At 35.0% G+C, this 20,213-nt stretch carries 20 protein-coding genes; 19 read left to right on the top strand and 1 reads right to left on the bottom strand.

From position 1 onward, the window contains the following. Positions 1 to 57 precede the first annotated feature (57 nt). A complete protein-coding gene (locus ISU02_RS04210; protein WP_194700536.1) occupies positions 58 to 720 on the bottom strand; it encodes a Crp/Fnr family transcriptional regulator in 663 nt (220 codons plus the stop codon). A 91-nt stretch (positions 721 to 811) separates the two neighbouring features. Between ISU02_RS04210 and ISU02_RS04205 the strand changes: the two genes are divergently transcribed. From ISU02_RS04205 to ISU02_RS04115, 19 genes are all read left to right on the top strand, one after another. Continuing rightward, the gene (locus tag ISU02_RS04205; protein ID WP_194700535.1) at positions 812 to 1,126 is read left to right on the top strand and encodes a cupin domain-containing protein; all 315 of its coding nucleotides are present in this window, start codon (positions 812 to 814) and stop codon (positions 1,124 to 1,126) included. A 21-nt stretch (positions 1,127 to 1,147) separates the two neighbouring features. Continuing rightward, on the top strand, positions 1,148 to 2,773 hold the full coding sequence (hcp, locus tag ISU02_RS04200; protein WP_194700534.1) for a hydroxylamine reductase: 1,626 nt from the start codon (positions 1,148 to 1,150) through the stop codon (positions 2,771 to 2,773). 57 nt (positions 2,774 to 2,830) lie between these two features. Beyond that, positions 2,831 to 4,048 carry a diguanylate cyclase gene (locus ISU02_RS04195; RefSeq protein ID WP_194700533.1) on the top strand — a complete coding sequence of 406 codons (1,218 nt, stop codon included), beginning with the start codon at positions 2,831 to 2,833 and terminating at the stop codon, positions 4,046 to 4,048. A 45-nt stretch (positions 4,049 to 4,093) separates the two neighbouring features. Continuing rightward, positions 4,094 to 5,740 carry a methyl-accepting chemotaxis protein gene (locus ISU02_RS04190; RefSeq protein WP_194700532.1) on the top strand — a complete coding sequence of 549 codons (1,647 nt, stop codon included), beginning with the start codon at positions 4,094 to 4,096 and terminating at the stop codon, positions 5,738 to 5,740. A 289-nt stretch (positions 5,741 to 6,029) separates the two neighbouring features. Then, on the top strand, positions 6,030 to 7,700 hold the full coding sequence (locus ISU02_RS04185; RefSeq protein WP_194700531.1) for an IS1634 family transposase: 1,671 nt from the start codon (positions 6,030 to 6,032) through the stop codon (positions 7,698 to 7,700). Between the two features lie 210 nt (positions 7,701 to 7,910). Next, positions 7,911 to 9,071, top strand: coding sequence for a tyrosine-type recombinase/integrase (locus ISU02_RS04180; protein WP_194700530.1), 1,161 nt, complete (start codon positions 7,911 to 7,913; stop codon positions 9,069 to 9,071). Next, positions 9,064 to 11,322: a site-specific integrase gene (locus ISU02_RS04175; RefSeq protein WP_194700529.1), complete on the top strand. Its 2,259-nt coding sequence runs from the start codon at positions 9,064 to 9,066 to the stop codon at positions 11,320 to 11,322. The genes ISU02_RS04180 and ISU02_RS04175 overlap by 8 nt, the downstream gene beginning before the upstream one ends. Then, positions 11,323 to 12,858 (top strand): tyrosine-type recombinase/integrase, encoded by a 1,536-nt coding sequence (locus ISU02_RS04170; RefSeq protein WP_194700528.1) that lies wholly within the window; start codon positions 11,323 to 11,325, stop codon positions 12,856 to 12,858. Beyond that, positions 12,851 to 13,249: a DUF6262 family protein gene (locus tag ISU02_RS04165; RefSeq protein ID WP_228727716.1), complete on the top strand. Its 399-nt coding sequence runs from the start codon at positions 12,851 to 12,853 to the stop codon at positions 13,247 to 13,249. Before ISU02_RS04170 ends, ISU02_RS04165 begins: the two co-directional genes overlap by 8 nt. A 71-nt stretch (positions 13,250 to 13,320) precedes the next feature. Then, positions 13,321 to 13,551, top strand: coding sequence for a DUF6133 family protein (locus tag ISU02_RS04160; RefSeq protein WP_228727715.1), 231 nt, complete (start codon positions 13,321 to 13,323; stop codon positions 13,549 to 13,551). A gap of 78 nt (positions 13,552 to 13,629) precedes the next feature. Then, on the top strand, positions 13,630 to 14,466 hold the full coding sequence (locus ISU02_RS04155; RefSeq protein WP_194700527.1) for a conjugal transfer protein TrbL family protein: 837 nt from the start codon (positions 13,630 to 13,632) through the stop codon (positions 14,464 to 14,466). A gap of 15 nt (positions 14,467 to 14,481) precedes the next feature. Next, positions 14,482 to 14,691: a mercury transporter gene (locus tag ISU02_RS04150; RefSeq protein WP_194700526.1), complete on the top strand. Its 210-nt coding sequence runs from the start codon at positions 14,482 to 14,484 to the stop codon at positions 14,689 to 14,691. Positions 14,692 to 14,702: 11 nt separating this feature from the next. Beyond that, positions 14,703 to 15,026: a hypothetical protein gene (locus ISU02_RS04145; RefSeq protein ID WP_194700525.1), complete on the top strand. Its 324-nt coding sequence runs from the start codon at positions 14,703 to 14,705 to the stop codon at positions 15,024 to 15,026. A 4-nt stretch (positions 15,027 to 15,030) separates the two neighbouring features. Then, complete coding sequence (locus ISU02_RS04140) at positions 15,031 to 15,786, top strand: hypothetical protein (protein WP_194700524.1); 756 nt, start codon at positions 15,031 to 15,033, stop codon at positions 15,784 to 15,786. Further along, entirely contained in the window at positions 15,767 to 16,264 is a 498-nt protein-coding gene (locus ISU02_RS04135) for a prepilin peptidase (RefSeq protein WP_194700523.1), read from the top strand. Before ISU02_RS04140 ends, ISU02_RS04135 begins: the two co-directional genes overlap by 20 nt. Positions 16,265 to 16,291: 27 nt before the next feature. Continuing rightward, on the top strand, positions 16,292 to 17,131 hold the full coding sequence (gene cpaB / locus ISU02_RS04130) for a Flp pilus assembly protein CpaB (protein ID WP_194700522.1): 840 nt from the start codon (positions 16,292 to 16,294) through the stop codon (positions 17,129 to 17,131). Continuing rightward, the gene (locus ISU02_RS04125) at positions 17,121 to 17,951 is read left to right on the top strand and encodes an AAA family ATPase (protein ID WP_194700521.1); all 831 of its coding nucleotides are present in this window, start codon (positions 17,121 to 17,123) and stop codon (positions 17,949 to 17,951) included. The genes cpaB and ISU02_RS04125 overlap by 11 nt, the downstream gene beginning before the upstream one ends. Then, complete coding sequence (locus tag ISU02_RS04120) at positions 17,948 to 19,291, top strand: CpaF/VirB11 family protein (protein ID WP_194700520.1); 1,344 nt, start codon at positions 17,948 to 17,950, stop codon at positions 19,289 to 19,291. The genes ISU02_RS04125 and ISU02_RS04120 overlap by 4 nt, the downstream gene beginning before the upstream one ends. Continuing rightward, positions 19,284 to 20,213, top strand: coding sequence for a type II secretion system F family protein (locus ISU02_RS04115; RefSeq protein WP_194700519.1), 930 nt, complete (start codon positions 19,284 to 19,286; stop codon positions 20,211 to 20,213). Before ISU02_RS04120 ends, ISU02_RS04115 begins: the two co-directional genes overlap by 8 nt.

The following is a 20,213-nucleotide window of genomic DNA, read 5'->3' as shown; positions in this document are numbered from 1 at the left end:
TAATTAACAGTATTTGAATAGAGTATACCTATTGCCAAATAACACTCTTGAAGGCGCTTAAAATAACTCTGGCTTCAAGAGTGTTATTTTCTGACCAGAAACCTGTATGAGATAATCGTTTGCCATATTCGTTAATTCTCGTGAAACAGAAGGTCTAGCTACACCAATAATATCTGCAATCAAAGACCTTGAGTGTTGTAATTTGAAGGTTGTTAAGCCACTATTTTTATATTCTTTTGATAAGTAGAGCATTAGCCTTGAACGAACGTCTTTGTATTGAAGCATTTGTATCTTTTCTTTAAAATTTAGAACTCGAGACGATAGAAAATCAATAAAATTGTCATTGAATATTGGACTATTTTTTAAAAGTTTTCTAACTTGTTCAAAAGGCATATAAAGTACTTTACTATCTTTCATAGTCATAAGCGTAAATGGATATTGAGGGGCTTTTGAACTGTATAGAGCTGTTCCAAATGCATCGTTTGTATCGAACATTTTAATAGTCAGAACTTCTCCTGTAGGTGTAAACTGTTGAATTGCTAGAACACCAGAAAGAACAAAGCCAATAGAACTGCAAGGATCACCTTCTTGTACAATAAGTGATCCTTTTTTGTAGTTCCCTATGATGCAGTGATCAAAATCAATTAATTTTAATAATAAACTGGAATCCATGTCTTTGAATAATGGATTGTTTAACAAAAGTTTTACATCTAAAAACATTTGACCTCCTCATAATTTGTAACAGCTGTTACAGTTTTAACTTGCTAAATAAAGTATACTATAGGTAACTGTGAAAAGGAAGGTGATTAGAATGATCGAGCAGATATTTAAAATAACAATGGGAAATGACCGTTTGGTTGAAAAAGTAATTCAGGACGAAAATGTCCATTATATTCATATGGTATTTAACCAAGATGAAGGATTGCCAGAGCATTTTTCCAATTCTACTGTTTATATGACTGTATTAAGGGGTAAATTATCCATCGGGCTAGATGATCAAGAGGTTTGCCATTATGATACGGGAACAGTACTTAAAATACCATTTAACATTAAAATGAATGTTAAAAATTTGGATGCTGAAGTACTTGAACTGATTGTAGTTAAAGCACCAGCCCCAACAAAATAGAAAAATTTAAGGAGGAAAATTATGAGTATGTTTTGTTATCAATGTCAAGAAACAGCCAGAGGAACCGGGTGTACAATCCGTGGAGTCTGTGGTAAAACAGAAGATATTGCAAGAATTCAAGATCTTTTGATTTATGCCACAAAGGGATTAGCAGAAGTTGTCGTAAAAGGAAATGTAAAAGTTGAGGACATTCCAGAAGTAAATTACCAACTGCTTAACAGTTTGTTTATGACGATTACAAATGCAAACTTTGATGGGGAAGCACTCATTAATCAAATAAAAAAAGTAATTTCTTTAAGAGACGACTTACGTACTAAATTTCCAACAATTGATTTTTCTGATGCAGCGAAATTTACATACACCGATGATGATGCAATGCAAGAAAAAGCAAAAGAAATTGGTGTTTTGGCTACGGAAGATGAAGATATACGATCATTAAAAGAAATGATTGTATATGGGTTAAAAGGTATGGCAGCATATACTGAACATGCACTTAATGGCGATAAAGAGAATATAGAAATTTATCAATTTATGTATGAAACACTCTATAAAATAACGACTGATATGACAGCAGACGAGTTGGTTGCTTTAGTTTTAAAGACTGGTGAAAACGGTGTAAAGGCTATGGCACTTCTTGATGAAGCCAATACTTCAAAATATGGACATCCAGAAATCACAAGTGTTGATATAGGTGTAAGAAACAATCCAGGTATTTTAATTTCAGGTCATGATTTGACAGACTTGGAGCAATTATTAGAGCAAACTCAAGGTACTGGTGTTGATGTTTACACTCACAGTGAAATGTTACCCGCACATTACTATCCTGCATTTAAGAAATATGATCATTTTGCAGGAAATTACGGTGGATCTTGGTGGCATCAAGTAGATGAATTTTTCTCTTTTAATGGTCCGGTATTGTTCACAACAAACTGTATCGTGCCACCTAGAAAAGAGGGCTATAGAGAAAGAATTTTTACAACAGGTTCTGCTGGATTGCCAGGGGCAAAACACATAATAGGGGACGAGAAGGGCAAAAAAGATTTTACTGAGATTATTGAGTTAGCAAAAACAACTGAACCACCTAAAGAATTAGAAACAGGTAGTATTGTTGGTGGATTTGCACATAATCAAGTATTTGCATTAGCTGATAAAGTGGTGGATGCGGTTAAATCTGGAGCCATTAAAAAGTTCTTTGTAATGGCAGGTTGTGATGGTCGAATGAATGACCGTCAGTATTATACAGAATTTGCTGAAAAACTACCAAAGGATACGGTTATTCTTACAGCAGGATGTGCAAAATATAGATATAATAAACTGCCCCTAGGAGATATTGGTGGTATTCCAAGAGTTCTAGATGCTGGCCAATGTAACGATTCTTATTCATTAGCCATTATTGCACTTAAACTAAAAGAAATATTTGAATTAGAAGATGTTAATGAACTCCCGATTGCTTATAATATTGCTTGGTATGAGCAAAAAGCTGTCATTGTATTATTAGCTTTATTGTCACTTGGTGTTAAAAATATTCACTTAGGACCAACTTTACCAGGTTTTCTATCACCAAATGTTGCGAAAGTTCTCGTTGAGAAATTTGGCATTGCAGGTATTGGAACTGTAGAGGATGATATTAAACTTTTCATGGCTTAATTTTTAAAAAGCAGCCTCAGTGTCTGGGGCTGCTTTTCTAAATCGTAGGGGGACTTCATGAAAATTAAAAATCAATTGTTGATTACGCATGGAATTTTAGTTGTTCTAGCGCTTGTCATTGTTTTTATAAATATATCGACATACAAGAGCATGGAAAACGACGCAGATATTATTAACCAAGCGGGAAGATTGAGAATGCTGAGTTATAATATGGCTCAAATATCAAATCAAATTATATTAGAAAATGATCAAATCCAGAAAGATAATCTGGCTTCGAAATTAAAAATGAGAATAGATGAGTTTGATACAACTTTAACCTTATTAAATGGAAAAGATATGAACTCAAATTCAAATAATTATCCACGTTTTTCTGTAAGACTGGAAACTATATCAGATGAGTGGCATGTCTTACTCAAACCTGCATATTTTAGTATTGTAAATAGCATGCCAAAAGACAAGTCCTGTGAGAAAATCAATGGTGAAATTGATGCTTTTGTTAACGATATTAACGAGATGGTTTCATCTTATTCTATATATGCTCGAGAAAAAATAACAAGAGCCCTTATAATCAATGGTGGTCTGGTATTGGTCATAATTGTAGTTACCTTTTACTCTTTTATCTCTACTTATAAAGGCATAAGAAAACCCTTAAAGATTCTTATGAGAGAATTGAAGGCTTTATCACTTGTAGATGATGAAGTTTCTAAAAGACTTAAAAACATGGATACAGATGAAATATCTGAGATGAGTGAGTATTTTAACGAGATGATGTACGATCAGCTCACAAAGACATTTAACAGAAGGGCCGGTCTATCCAAACTTAGTCGGATGGCCCAATATGATAATAGAAGACATTTGAAACTGAGTCTTTGTTTTATTGATATCAACGGTCTTAAGGAAGTTAACGATCAATTAGGCCATCAATTTGGAGATGAACTGATTGTAAGCACGGTTGATGGCATAAAAGTCGAAATTCGTGAAGAAGATTTTATCATTAGAATGGGTGGAGATGAATTTCTTGTCGTCTTTAATGGTATAGATTGTGAAACGGCTGAAAAAGTATGGATGAGAATTAAACACAGATATGACCAAATTAACATAGAAGAAAACAGGAAATATATGATCAGTGTAAGTCATGGCATTGTTGATTATGGAAATGATGAAATATCAGAGGTGGAATTATTAATTAAATCTGCAGATGATAAAATGTACGCTGAAAAAAAATACATTAAAGAAGAACTCAATGTTCAAATAATCAAATCAGAAGGGCATTAAATTTAGAACAACATAATTAACAGACATGAAAGGTGGCAATTCAAAATGAAAATAAAGCATAAGTTATTACTTACATTCGGTCTACTAATAATTTTTACTATGGCAATCGTAGGGATCAATTATATGACCTATCAAGCCATGGAGAGCGATGCGAATTTTGTAAATAATGCAGGAAAGTTACGTGCTTCAAGTTATAAGATGGCTCAACTTGCTAATATTGTCGTGAGTACAAATGACCAAGAAAGCAAACAAATTCTTGAAGAGAGTATGAATCTTTTTGATGAGATTACCAACGATCTTATAGAAGGTAATACTGAAAAAGGTTTATCCGTCGTAACACATGAAGAGACAAAAAATTTCTTAACACAAATAGTAGAAAAATGGGATGATACTTATAAAAACGCATATGGGCGTATTTTAAGTAGTCAGGATAAAGAAGCACTGACGGTTATCAATTCTGAAGTTGCAGGTTATGTAAATTTTATCAACGATATGGTAACAGGCTACTCTGAATATTCAAGTTCAAAGGTCACTGCTGCTAAAGTTACCAATAGTATTTTGATGATGGTTGCATTAGCTGTTGGTCTAATATCATTTGCACTCTTAAATAAAGGCATTAGGGGCCCTATTAATGGTCTGATTAAAGATCTAAAGGCGCTTTCTGAAGGCAACGGGGATTTAACCAAACGGATTGATACTAAGAGCAAAGATGAAACCGCTGAAATGATTCATTATTTCAACATATTTATAGGTAATATTCATGAAATTGTAAAAGAAATCTCAAAGATATCAATCGTATTATCTGAGAATATGAGTGCTATCACAAATACAACAGAAGAACTTACAAAATCTACTGAGATGATTGCAATGTCATCTATGGATGTGGCAGAAGGATCGGTACTCCAAAATAATAAACTTGATGAGTTGAATGAATTAGTTGAAAAAATTAAAATGGATATTGAAAATGTTTCTCGCAAGGCAAATCAGACACTTAAATCTTCAGAAAAGTCTCAAGAGTCTGTTCTCAAAGGTGATCGACAAGTGTCAAATCAATCAGATGAACTCACATTATTTGTAGATTCCATAAAGTCAGCATCTAATACCGTTGAAGATTTAAATCAATCTTCAGAAGAAATTAAGGCCATTGTGGATTTTATTCATAACATATCCTCTCAAACAAATTTACTAGCCCTTAATGCATCTATTGAGGCTGCGCGAGCTGGAGAAGCTGGACGTGGTTTTGCAGTGGTTGCAGATGAAATAAGGAAACTAGCTGAAGAAACTTCGGTTTCGGCCAAAAAAATTAGTGAAATTGTTATGAATATAGGCGATAAAACCATTAATGTAAAAACATCTATGGACGAACTGGTAGATAAAACTAAAATTCAAGAACAATCTATGGATACACTAAAAGTTGAACTTAAAGAGATTTTGAATGTATCTACAATTACTTTGAATGAATCTCAGGAAATAATGGGGATTTCAACTAAGGTAAATGATGAGTTTAATATAATTACTCACTCGGCAAAGGATATTCAAGGTGTTGCTGTTCAAAACTCTGGAAATACTCAAGATGTAGCATCAGCTGTGGAAGAGCAAACGGCTTCTTTTGAAGAAGTTTCGGCAAACATAAGTTCAATCAATGAAATGGCAGATGAACTCACAAAAATTGTTGGTAAGTTTAAAATATAGTAATTTCAGTGTTTTGAGCTTCTAATAATATAGATTAGAATGAATAATTTTTAAAAAACAGGACTTTTTATGGAAGAGAATCTGTCGACTAATTTAATATTTTCTATAGTATTTATCAGTATAGGACTCGTAGAGTCCTACTTTTTTTGTACATAAAATGTGTTTTAGCTCATATTCCGCCTAACTAAATTTACCAAATGAAAAAATAATGAATTTCCAAATAATTCAAAAGGATTTTCTGAATTAATCTCGAATATATACAATATCAAACCAATTCGAGGTGTAACGTATGTTCGATTTTAGTCAAATAACGCCATATCATGATGGAAAACTCGGTTTTATAGTAGGCTTATGTGAACAAATAAATGTTGATCAAATTTTTAATGCAGCATTAGAAAAGCAATCAGGAAGACCAGCGGAAATTCCTTATGGCTCACTTGCAAAGCTACTGCTTATGAACATGGCAGATGAGCATCATCCACTTTCACGACTTAGTGAATACTTTCAAAATGCAGACTTAGAATCACTTTTAGGACATCCGATAGATGTACAAAAATTGAATGATGATCGGTTTGGTGGTTTTCTTGATGCCATGTATGAATATGGTGGCTCAAGAATACTATCGGAAGTGTCCTTATCTGCTTTCAAAAGATATGGCATTAAACTGACTAATGTCAACTTTGATACAACCTCCAAAGTGATGTGGGGAGAGTATAAAGTAGAGGATGGCTCACTTGAAAGTGTTGAAATCACGTTTGGATACTCAAAGCAAAAGCGTTTTGATAAAAAGCAAATCATGTTCTCACTCGGGACTACCCAAGGTGTCGCCTTTGAAGGACAAGTCCTCTCAGGTAATACCAGTGACAAGCAATTTAACAAAGATAACCTTGATCGTGCAAGCCAGCTTCGGAAAGATTTTGGACATATCGAAGAAGATTTTTTCTACATCGCTGATAGTGCTGCCTTTACCGAGGAATTCTTGAAAAAAGCCAAGTCCATGGATATAGATGTCATAACACGTATGACAGATCAAACTATCGAAGCTAAAAAAGTCATTGAAACTGTAGCAAGTCAACTTAAAACCTTGCCTATTATCGAGATTGAAACGACAACAAAGCCATCAGTCTATAAACTGCTCGACGCAACCTGTGAATACAAAGGTATTCCTCTTTCGCTAGGCGGTTGCTATTCTGAAGCACTTCGACCAAGCAAGGAGAAAACCGTTCTTAAACAAGTGACAAAAGAATACGATGCCCTTGAAAAGACACTTGCTAAACTTGAAAAACGGATTTTTGCATGCGAAGATGATGCACGCCTTGAAATAGACAAATGCTATCAAGAATTAGGTAGAAAGCTTAAATTCCACAGTATTGAACAAACCATTGAAACGGTTCAAAAGCGATCGGTAGGTCGTCCTAGAAAAGACGAAACACCAGTGTCCAACTACTTAGTGAAAAGCAGCATATCAGTTCATCAAACCTTGATTGAAGAACAGATCACGCGCGAGTGTGTTTTTGTTGTGGCATCCACAAAGCTTGGAATGTCAGCGCAGAGGATTCTTGAAGAATACAAGTCTCAAAGCGCAGTTGAGCGCAAGTTTCAGTTCTTAAAATCACCTCAGTTCGTAAATTCACTTTATGTTGACTCAATCCATCGTGTTGAAGCTATCGGTTATCTCATGCTGATTCTCATGGTGATTCTTAGTGTAGCGGAGCATGTGGTCAGACGCGAACTAAAAAAAGAGAATGCCATTATTATAGGTCCTGGTAAAGTAAAGATGGCAAAACCGTCACTGATAGCAATTTATCGTATCTTCTACAGTGTTCAAACCGCTGCAATAGCCATGGCTGATGTTACAGAGCGTGGTTTCACTAAGCCGCTTGATGATAACATCAAGACAGTTCTTAGGCACTTGGAAATCCCTGAAAACATCTATATTCGTGGTGTTTGCGATCGTTAAAAAAACTTAAATTTTAATTCTTAGAATGATGTGATATATTCAGCGGAATATGAGTTTTAGAAACCCTAGCCACTTTATTAGGAAGTTTGCAATTAATGAGTGAAATCTTACTGATGCTCCAAGAAAGGATTATTGAGACGTTTAATTATAGTAGTTAACATGAATTGATGGTAAGCTTACCTCCTAAAATACAAATTAGGAGGTAATTTTATGCAAAAAAAGAAAAAGTACAAAGTGGTAAGGTTTAGATTCGAAAGGAGCGATGGTGGGGAAGTCGTAAGACACATGGTTATTGAAGACTTGCTGCCTGTATTAGAAATCAATCAATTTATTGAAGCCAAAAGCATCAGAGCGGTATCCACCGGCAAGGAATATGCAAAGAAACTGGTTGGTTATCTTAATTGGTTGGATTCCTATGATATTACGTATGATGTAGCCAATAATAGCCATGTCAAAAAGTTTGTGGACATGTTAGTTTATGGTGATTTAACGGGCTTAAAGATTAGAAGTTTAGAAAGCAGTTTATCTTATAGCACCTTAAATAGTTATGTGACGGTTGTAACAGAATTTTACAAATGGTTAGACAACAATTATGAAAGCAATATGCGCTTTTTTAAAAAGAAAAATACCCAAAGAGCAAGGCATTCTTATTTATATGGACAGATATATGACTATGATTATAAGTACATCATTGACAGGTATTTGCCACGATTAAAGTTATCCAAAGAATACATAAAATGGTACACAGAAGACGAGAAAAAGCTGATATGCCGTGGTTTCAATACGCTTAGAGATGAATGTATCTTTAGATTAACATTAGAAGGTTTTAGGATAGATGAAGTGCTGAGTATGACCCTTGATAATTATGATGCCTTAGAAGGTTTAATACGGCCTAGTCGATCTAAAGGGAAACAAACCGTTATTGAAGGCGATAAAAGTCACTTAAGGATTGTTGCCCTTCCAAAGAAAACAGTGGATTTGATTGATCAATACCTATTTTTAGAAAGAATGGTCGCAGAAAATGAAAGTATGAATGTGAATGATTACGTATTTATCAACTTAAATAGTGGAAAGCATCAAGGTGAAGCCCTTAAATATAGGAATTACCTAAAAATACTAAAAAGATGTTGTGAAAAAGTTGGAATTGATAGCAAAAAAATAAGAACACATAGTGGTCGAAGCACCAAGGTAATGGAGTTACTAGAATATCAAGCAACACATCCAGAAAGTAATCTTACAGATGTACATGTCTTAGAAACAATGGGCTGGCGTTCTCCTGAAAGCATAGAGCACTACAGAAATCACAATAATGAAATTATTGCGAGAAGCGTTATGCAAAAACTGCACAAGGAGGATCAGTCAAATGATTAAAAAATTAAGCTTAACGACAGCATCAGCCATATGGAAAATAGATGATGTGAAGGTCAGCTTGTGGCACAAGCGTGAAATTTCTGATGACCATATGAAATCGAAAATACTGGAATATAAACAAATTTTAAAGATTAAATCATATCGATTGGATAATACCCCTTTATGCAGGATGTTTGATTACTTTGGGGGGATGTCGTTTGTAGAAATAGGATTTAATGCTTTCAGAGATGACTTTGTTGAGATGTTTAGGTATTTTTCTATAAGATACACAGAACATTGGTTTTATTTAGATGAAAAAATATTAAGCAAAGAAGTTGGAATTGCCCATGTTTTTGAAACCATGTTAGAGAATGATGAAATTGAAATAACGTATAATTTTATGCACATTCTTTCTGATTTAAAGGAGAGGAGACTTCTTAACGATGTTTTAGAAGATGAGTTTTCAAGCTTTTGGATAGCGAAAATTTCAGAAAAAATAAATGTTAGCGAAGGGCTAGGAGAAATAGCTTCAAGAATAGGTTTTGTGAGAACGACGAAATATGCTACAAAAGTTGGTCTTGAGGCGCTAAACATATACCTAAGAATATTTGCAGAGGGTTTTACTAAAAGACGTGAACGAATTAGTCAAAGACAAATGTGGAACTTAATATTTGACCCAACAACCGATTTATATAGATCAGGTACAGCTGACATGATATTTACAAAGCTATTAAAAGATGCTGTATCTGAAGAGTTTGCATTTCAGTACGATAAATTTCCGGCTGAAAATCATAAAGAGTTAAACATCAATAAGGATATATGGATCATCTATGCAAAACATGGTCCATCCCTTTATTTTAATAAAGTGGATTTTAGTGTTATTGAATCTCCGTCCCTAAGATTAGAAGTGAAGTGGTACCTAAAACATAGATTAAGCTTTAAAAAGAATATTAAGGATAGATTTATCACCGAAATTGCACCAGCTCTTAATATGCTTACAAAAGATAATCCAAGAATAAAATTTATGGCAGATCTTGATGAAATTGATGTAAAAAAACTACACAATAACTTAGAAAAAATGATGTATGAAGATAATGGTATCAAAGTCGGTACAACGAGAGTTATGAACACTTTTTCCCGATTAAAGGTCTTTAATGAGTACCTCATGTCAGAACATAGAGATGAGAACATAAAAAGTCCTAGACCCCATATAAACCACTTTAAAAGCTATGTATTTGTGAACCCCAAAAAGTATACTCAAAACACCCTCATAGTACCTAATGAAATCATTGTTAAACTAGAGCCACATGTTAAAGAGTTGAATCCATCCTACAAGTTAATTTATAAAATATTTTCAGAAACAGGATTAAGAACAAAAGAGGTGTTATTTTTAGAAGAAAATTGTATTGAAAGTTCTCGATATGAAGGATTAAAACAACTTAAATATTTACCACACAAAATATTATCAGCCAAGAAAAGGAAAGGGGTGCCAAGCTACCATAAAATTATGATTACAGAAACTTTAGCAGATGAGATAGTGGCCTTTGCTAAAGAAACAGAAAAGCTCAGAAGAGCCTGTGCGTTGCCGTATATATTCCTTGTTAAAAGACAGGGATATAAACCCAATATGATAAATATGAATTATTATATTTCTATGATTAATAAGTTGATCGAAATGTATGATATCCGCTCAAGTGAAGGAGAACTTTGGAACTTTACCAATAGACAATATAGAAAAACATTAGCAGTTACACTCATTGAAAACGGGGCTACTATTGAAGAATTAGCCTACTGGCTAGGACATCTTAATAGAAATACAGCAGCGACATATTATGCCGAAGTGAGGGCTAAAAAACTTGAAGAAATGAATACGGAGTTCTTTAAAAAACAGTTTGATTTGCTGATAGATCATGAACAACTTGAAGAATTTACAGAAGAAGAAAGAAGACTTTTATATATGGATTTTAGGCTAGAACAAAGACGTGTAGAGTTTGGCTATTGCATGAAAAAATTAGCCGATGGTGGTTGTAATAACAGAAGCAGTTTGTATAACTGTATAAATTGTAAAATGCTTTGTACCGGTAAAAGGTATCTCCCCTACTGGAAAGAATTTTTAAAGGAACAACAGACAATTGTTGACACATTAATTCATATTTACAATGAAAATCAAATCACTAACTATGAGAATTTTAAAGAGTACCAGAAAGAAATGAACCTACTAGCTGGTTACAAAAATATTGTAAATAAAATTGAAGAAAGTGAGGTTAAATAAATGAATTCAGTGGTAGTTGTTCAAAATTATGATGATGCTAAGAAAGAGCGATATAAAGATTTTTTAAGCAATGTTGGCACTGATATTGAGTTTGAAGCTGATTCTTGGAATTGTGATAAATTAGTAAGAATTGCATCAGAATATAGCTCTTCATATACTTTGGGATTTGAAGGTATTCCTAATAAATATAAAGAGATGGTGAAGTTTTTTTCGGTAATAAGAATGCTAAACGGGAAGTCACCTAAGGGAATCAGAGCCCATATTTATGACTTGGGATTATTCTTTAAAATAATCGATGTAGAGTATAAAAACTTTCATATAGAAAAATGCACACACAGCACGGCAATAAGGTATAAAGAATATCTTGATAATGAATATAGCAGCATGGCAACTAAAAGCACTAAATGGTCCAATGTGAATAATTTTTTAAGAACAATGCAAGGCTTTGATGGTAAAAAATATAAGAACCCATTTGATAACAATCCATACAGCTATTATAAACGATATGATGATAAATATATCCCTAAGAACATTACTGAACAATTAGATGTTGCCTTTAAGGATGACACTATAGATTTGAGGTTTAGGTGTATTTATTGGATTTTAAGGTTAATACCATCAAGGATTGGTGAAGTTGTTGGTATGAATATTGATTGTCTAAAATCATTTAATGGAGCTTATCAATTGTTTATACCTACATGGAAGCAAAATGGTGGACATAGAGAGCCTATCATTCGAACCATCAGATTAGAATATGAAGGTATGGCAGCCTATTTGATTGACTTAATTAAAGAACAACAAGCCTGCTCTAAAAGCATTCAAAAGCATATGAAGGAAGGCGAGAAAGATATACTTTTTTCCTATCAAGAGTATGTGCGATATGATGAGAGTAGGTGTTTTTTTAAAAACAATTATCGAACGACGAAAATAAGTCCTGTAAATCAGTTTTTAAAAGTAATTTGCAGAGAAAAAAACATTACAGATAGTAACGGGGAAATATTTAAATTGTCGACACATATGCTAAGACACAATGGAATAACGGATAGACTTATTCAAGGGTTTACAATACCACAAGTAGCAGAAATGACAGGGCACCATGGTAGTAAAATGATTTATGAATCCTATACACATATGGATCAAAATCCAGAAGTTATTTTAAGTAAGCAAAAGGATGTGCTGGGTGAAACGGATAATTATGATAAATACATTGTGTTTAATGGGCGTATTTTAAATATGGAAGAAGCATTAGAGAAAAAATTACTTCGTAATATTAGAGCGCATAGAGTAAATGGTGGTATTTGTACCGATATTATAGGCTGTAAAAGTGATATGTTTAGTTGTTTAGATTGCAAACACTTTGCACCAGATCATGAAAACCTTAATTATTTTAAAGGCCAGGTTATTTCTTGGGAAAAGAAAATAGAACATTTTGAAAACTTGCCCATGGTCAGTCAAAATGCTAGAAAGAATGCTAAGCTTTTCCAGGGAGTCGTGAATAAAATAATAGCTGTAACAGGTGGTGATCTGGTTGAATAAACTGCCACGAGTAATAGAAGAAAAACAAGCCTTACAAAGACAAGAAACCATGAATAAAGTTTTAAGAGCAATAAATGATTTAACCAATGAAGGTGCAAATATCAGAATCAAAGATTTGATTGAATATACAGGACTATCTAGATCAACTTTTGCCAAGCAACATGTTAGGGATATTCTTATTGACAAGGGAATTGTAGAATCAAAAAAGGAAAGAAGTAAAATTAAAACCAATAAGCCGACTAGAATATCTAATTTAATGAAAAAATCAGAGGATAGAGAGGCGTATATTAAGAAACTAGAAACAGAAAATGCAGAATATAAAAATGAATGCGAGCTTCTAAGGGGCAGATTATTTTTGTTGATGCAAAGGCTAGAAAACATAGAAAAATAGAAGATAAAAAATTGACACGATTATAGAAAACTATAGTCGTGTTTTTTTAATAAAAAGAAAGAGGTGTAAGTATGATTATTTCAATGAAAAACAGAGGTTTGGCAACAAGGATTAGGTGGCTTGAGCATTATAGTGTTAATCGGAAAAAGTACAGAAAAGCAGTAAAAATTTTGATTTCAATTGTTATTGGCGCTTTGCTATTGGCAGGTTTGTATGCACTTTTTGGCGATGTGATCCTGCCAACTTTACAAGAGAGAATTGAAGATATGTTCAACTATAGTGGTGGTGTGACGGTGAACTAATCGTTATTATACGAATTATGTGATGGTAGGAGGGGCTTTTAGCCCCTTTATACTTTATCGCGAGGGAGGTGCACATTAATGGAATACGTCATCATGCTGCTGATAGGAGCGATATTATCGGGTTGTCTGGCATATGTGAATACCCTTCTTGATGGACTTGTTCCCATTGCCCTTCATGCAGAAGACTATATGGATACACTCCTTGGAACCAGTGGCATAAGCAGCATATTTGATATTTTCTTTTCGTTTGGAGTTTCTCTTATTGTCTTAAAATTTCTAAAAAAAGGCTTTGAGCGATATATTTTATGGACGGAAGGGGATGCTGAGATTGACCCTCTTTTGCTACTGACAGGATTCTTCAAGTCTCTTGCTATTGCTGTTAGTTTTCCGACCTTATATGGCTGGTTAGCTGAAGTAGTTGAAGATCTGAGCAACGAATTAATTACCACGGTTTCTGATGACATGGCAACGGATTTTAGTTCCATTATTACAGGGATTACAAGTGCGGGGATATTTACAGGCATTGTTTCCATCATCTTTTTTATCTGCTTCTTTATGCTTTATGTCCAGTTCCTGACACGGGGACTGGAAATATTGATTCTTCGAATCGGATTACCACTTGCCTGTGTTGGCTTAATGGATCAGGACAATGGCGTGTTCAGAACCTACATTCAAAAGTTTTTTCAAAGTACAATCGCTGTTTTAGTGCAGATTGTTTTGGCAAAGCTAGGCGTAGCGTTAATGCTCAATGCCCATGTGTTTTGGGGATTGGCAGCTCTTTTATTAGCCTTAAGGACGCCGAAGTTCCTACAAGAATTCCTAATTGTTTCTGGTGGAAACGGTGGCGGCATGATGAACCGCATTTATTCAACTGCTCGAATCTATCAAATGGGAAAAGCGGTATTTAAAAAATAGAAGGAGGGTGAAGCCGTGGAGCTATTAAAAGAAATGGCGGATGCCTTTATCCTGTTGATTCGTGTAGGCGCAGTTTTAAGAGTGGTTTTCTGCTTTATTCATCTAGGCATTGATGAAGAACAAAGTGCTAGCTATAAAAAGAAGATGAAAAACGCAGTCGTTTTTTATGTTTTGGCAGAGAGTATCTGGCAGATTAAAGATCTAGTCATGAGTTACTACATGTGATGGAGGTGTGTATGGAAGAAAGAAGAAAAAATCCGTTGTATATTCCACAAGGACTTAAAACCAGGGTTGAGATATTTGATGGCTTTGGCAAAGAAGAACTGTTTAAAACGATTATGACAACCATAATCGTTGGTATTCTTGATGTCCTGTACTATCTGATTTCTAAGAATACAGTAGTTAGCGTTGTAACGATTCTTGTAGCCATTGCAGGGAGTGTCATGATGCTCACCAAAGATCGTTCTAACATCTCCGTTGTAGATCAGGTTGGATTTATGATTCGGTTCGCTCGATCACAGAAATTCTATCCATACAAATATCAGGATGAATGGAGATGAACCTATGGATAAGATGATAGAAAAGGTTAAAAAGTCATTGGAAGCCCTGATGATGGTTTTTAATAATCCGAGGCTTATAGATGATTTATCAGATGAAATCAATATCAAGTTGCTGGAAATCTCAGAACTCAAAAATAGGAATAGCAAATTAAGTGAAATGGTACAAGAACTGCAAGAAGAGGCTTACTTGGTTGAAGCAACAAAATGGGAGCTACATGAACAAAAACAGACAATATCTGAGCGTGTAGACAAAATGCTTGATGAAGCGATACGTGGGACGTTGGGATACGATGATCAAGTCCGGTTTAAACAACTTGAATTCATGGACCCTGAAGGATGGTGCATCTATAGAGCCAGTCAAGAAATCTTAAAACTAGATGTGTATAAAGAGTTTATTGTTGAGGATACGATGGGATGGTTTGAAGAATCAGATGGTCATGAGTTAAAGAACTATCTCGAAATCGCTGCATTCGGAGACTGTACGTACAAAGTTATTGGAAGTATGCATGAAGCGCTAGAGTCCTATACGATTGATTATGCTTCACAAGAATACAAGGTATATGAAGCTAGTCTGTATGCATTAACAGCCCGAAAGTTGATTGACAAGCTATATGAAGCAGAACCCCAAATAAAGTTACAATTTATACAGAATTATATGGCAATGCCAGAAAAAACATTGATTGAAGATAGAAATGAGCAGTCGCAAGATTCTATGAAAACAATCATAGGCGAGGTGTTGGATGAAGAAATGGAAATCTAAAAAAGTTATTCTGATCGGCTTACTTATGTGTATGATTTCATTAATAATCGCTTTTAGTGAATCTGTTTCGACGATCAAGATTGTTCTATTTGGTGCTGTTCTTGTTGTTGCAGGTTTCATTGATTTTAAGACAAGGACAATTCCAGACTGGATTCATGTGCTCGTTATAATGATTGCGTTTATTGGAATTGACTTGATGGATTCACTCACTGGGCTGTTGATCGTTCCGTTCCCTTATTTAATGATGGCATTTCTCAAAGAAAACAGCATCGGTGGTGGTGATGTCAAGCTCATGGGTGCTTGTGGCTTTTACTTAGGCTTACAAGCAGGTTGTGTGGCAAGCATATTGGGTTTGGTACTGGCAATTATCGGTCATTTTGTTTGTCGGGTGATTTTTGGAAAAATGCTGAATAAAAGCATCCCACTAGCTCCATATCTTGGAGCAGGCTGCTTGATAGCTCATTTCATAGTTAAATAACAAAGAAGATATGGAGGAATATCAGTAATGAAAAAAATATTAAGAAATAGAACTGTTCTAGGGATAGCCAGTATTGTGCTGTCTCTTATTATTTGCTTTGGTTTGACACCGCTATTCAATCGGGCAATTTCAGAGAAAGTTTCAGTTGTAAGAGTCACAGAAAATATACAAAAGGGAGAACTTATCACAAAGAAAGTGGTAGAAACAGTTGAAATTGGTGGCTACAATTTGCCAGATTCTGTTCTGCGACAAGATGAGAATATCATAGGAAAATATGCCTTAACAGAATTACATGCGGGTGATTATATTTTGAATTCTAAAATTTCTAATAAGCCCCTTGAAAATTATGAGTATTTGTCTGAATTTGACGGCAGTGAGCGTGCGATATCGGTCAGTATTAAAAGCTTTGCAGCTGGTTTATCAGGAAAGCTAGAACAAGGTGATATTGTAACCCTCATGGCTTCTGATTTTGGTGATATGCGAGAAACAGTAAGTCCCGTAGACCTTCAATATGTAGAAGTTTTAGCGGTAACAGCTGGCACTGGTCTTGATACGGATGAATATGAGATCGATCAAGAAGCCATTGAAAAAGACAAGGAATTGCCATCCACAATAACCCTAAAGGTGACAAATGAACAAGCGATGCGCCTTGCCGAAATGGAGGCAAAGGGCAAAATTCATGTGATCTTTGTGTATCGTGGTACAAAAGAAAATGCGGATAAGTTCTTGGATGAGCAGAGATTGATTTTATCTGAAAGTGAAGAAGCCCAAACAGAGATTATTGGTGCGGATGCCATTCATCAAGATAGAACGATGGAGAGCGATCAGGACGTTGATGGAAAGTTGGGGGTAAGTGATGAAGAATAATAAAATTATTGCCGTGTGGGGAAACCCTGATAGTGGTAAAACGACCTTCAGCATCAAGATGGCAAACGAGCTTATTAAAAAAAATAAAAGTGTCATATTGGTGATGGCAGATTCCTATGTGCCAGCGATTCATACAGTGCTTCCTTTTACAGAGACAAAAGATCAATCACTAGGGGCATTGTTGTCTTCTATCCAAATTTCACAAGAAAGCATCTTGAAAAAGTGCATACCGGTTCCAAACACAAAGAACCTAAGTATATTAAGTTATCTGCATGGAGAGAACATTAGAACCTACGCAGATTATGGAAAAGAGAGGGTGCTTGATTTTTTCATTCTACTCAAACATCTTGCGGATCATATTATTGTGGATTGCAGCAGCCAGTTTCATCATGATCTTTTATCAAGGGGAGCACTTGAACTATCAGATCAGGTTATTCGCTTGATTTCGCCAGATTTAAAGGCCATTAGTTTCTACGATGCTTCGCTTCCATTATTAGGGGAGAAAAAATACAATGTGGCCAATCATATCAAGGTATTATCGGATGTAAAATCAGAAATGCCTAAAGACAGTGTCGGGAATCGTTTTGGTGGTATTCAAAAGGAACTCGACCACTGTGAGGAACTTCAACGACAAATGCTTGAAGCGAGACTTTTTGAACCACTAACAGATAAAAAGAGTGAGGGATACAATACACAGCTTCAAAACCTTATGGACGCATTGTTCTTTAGTGAAGAAGTGTATGAGAATAAGGAAAAGAACCCACTTAAAAAGAATTTAAGAAAAATTGGCTTTTTCAAAAAAGAGGTGATGCATAAATGAGCGGATCATTTTTAGAATCAGCAAAGAATATCCGGGATTTTTCTGATATTCTTCATGAGGTACAGGAATATATATCGGGGAAGTATGCAATTTTAATATCCCATGACAGTGAAAATCAAAGAGAACAGATGAAGTCCTATATCACAAAATATTTGATGGACTATTCCTTAGCAGTTGAGGGGTTAAGCCTGGATGATTTAGTAGAAACCCTATATTCCGAAATGGCTGAATACTCATTCCTAACTAAGTACTTGTTTCGCAGTGACATTGAAGAAATCAATATCAACGCATGGAATGATATTAAGGTCACTTATTCAAGTGGTGAGATTCTGCCAATCGCAGAAACCTTTAATTCACCTGGACATGCGATTGACGTTATAAGGAGACTGCTTCATAAAAGCGGTATGATTCTTGACCAATCACAGCCTATTGTAGTGGGACATTTGTCGGAACGCATTAGAATCACTGTTTTAGGACAAGGTGTTATTGATCCAGCGATTGGTGTTGCAGTATCGATTCGTATTGTCAATCCAAAGAAACTGGTTAAAGAGGATTTCATCAAACAGAATACAGCAAGTGAGGAAATGCTAGACTTTCTGTCATTGGCACACCGATATGGTGAAAGTCTATGCATAACAGGCGCAACATCAAGTGGGAAGACGACACTCATGAGTTGGATACTTTCTACACTACCAGATGGCAAGAGATTGTATACCATTGAAAATGGCACAAGAGAATTTAACTTGGTGAAGAAAAATGAAAAAGGTGAAGTTATCAACAATGTTATACACACTGTAACACGTCACAGCGATGATCCTAAACAGAATATTACCATGGTCAAACTCCTTGAAACCGGACTTACGGTGAATCCTGATTATATTTGTGTTGCAGAGATGAAATCGGAAGAAGCCTTTTTTGCACAAGAGTCGGCTAGAACAGGTCATGGTGTAACAACTACCATTCACGCCAGCTCATGTATTGCCACTTACTATCGAATGGTTACCCTTTGTAAACAACGTTATGATATGGATGAAAGAACCCTTTATAATCTGGTTACGGAAGCATTTCCTATCATTGCTTTTTCAAAAAAGTTAGAAGATAATTCTAGGCATATCATGGAAATTACTGAATGCGAAATCATGGAAGATGGATCACGGGAGATTAGAACCTTGTATAAATTTAATGTAACTGATAATGCTTTTAGTGATGGCAAACTTAAGATCGTTGGAAAGTATGAAAAGATCAATGATATATCACCATCACTTGAAAAGCGACTTCTGGAAAACGGTATGCCAAGTAACCTTTTAGAACGGTTTAGAGGAGGTGGAAATCATGAATAGTTTATTATTTATTGCTTTCATCATAATGGCTGTGGGTTTCTTTGTAATACTGGACCTTTCGCCATTTGAAATGGCATCAGATGTTTTTAATAAGAGCATTACAAAAGAACTGCCATTAAATGAAAAAATTAAAACACTGACAAGCAAGAAAAAGAGCCGAGGGCTTAAAAAGCTCATTGATGAAACCAAACACATATTAAAAATGACCAATAAGGAAAATTTGTTTATGCTGATTGTCATATTATCTCTGGTATTTATGACCGTCGGCTTTTTTATGGCTATCACTTTGAGTAATATGTTCCTAGTGCCGGTACTAGCGATTGGTTTTTCACTCCTTCCTTTTTGGTATGTTCAATTCATAGCGTCAAAATGGAAAAAAGGACTAAATGGTGAACTTGAAACAGCTTTGTCAGTTATTACTACATCATACCTAAGAAGTGAGAGCATAATTACAGCCATTGAAGAAAATGTAAATTACATCAATCCACCCGTTCAGAACGTGTTTTATGCTTTTCTAACACAAACTAAATTCATAAATGCCAATATAAAATTGGCTCTTGAAAGCTTAAAACCTAAGATAGAAAGTGCAGTATTTCATGAATGGCTGGATGCCCTGATTGATTGCCAAGAAGATAAGAACCTCAAAATCACATTAACCCCAATCGTGTCTAAACTATCCGATATGAGAATGGTTTCAGCAGAGCTTGATTATCTGCTTTATGAACCCGTTAAGGAATTTGTAACCATGGCTATATTGTTAGTGGGTAACATACCGCTCATGTATATGCTCAACAAAAATTGGTATCATACCCTGATGTTCACGGGCATCGGAAAATTTGTACTGGCGATTTGCAGTATTGTCATATTCATATCATTGGCAGCCGTTGTGAAATTATCAAAACCTGTGGAATACAAAAGATAG

The organism is Fusibacter ferrireducens, assembly GCF_015352425.1.
GTDB lineage: Bacteria > Bacillota > Clostridia > Peptostreptococcales > Acidaminobacteraceae > Fusibacter_A > Fusibacter_A ferrireducens.
Note: the sequence above shows the minus strand (reverse complement) of the source record. Positions and strands in the feature narration are given on the sequence as shown.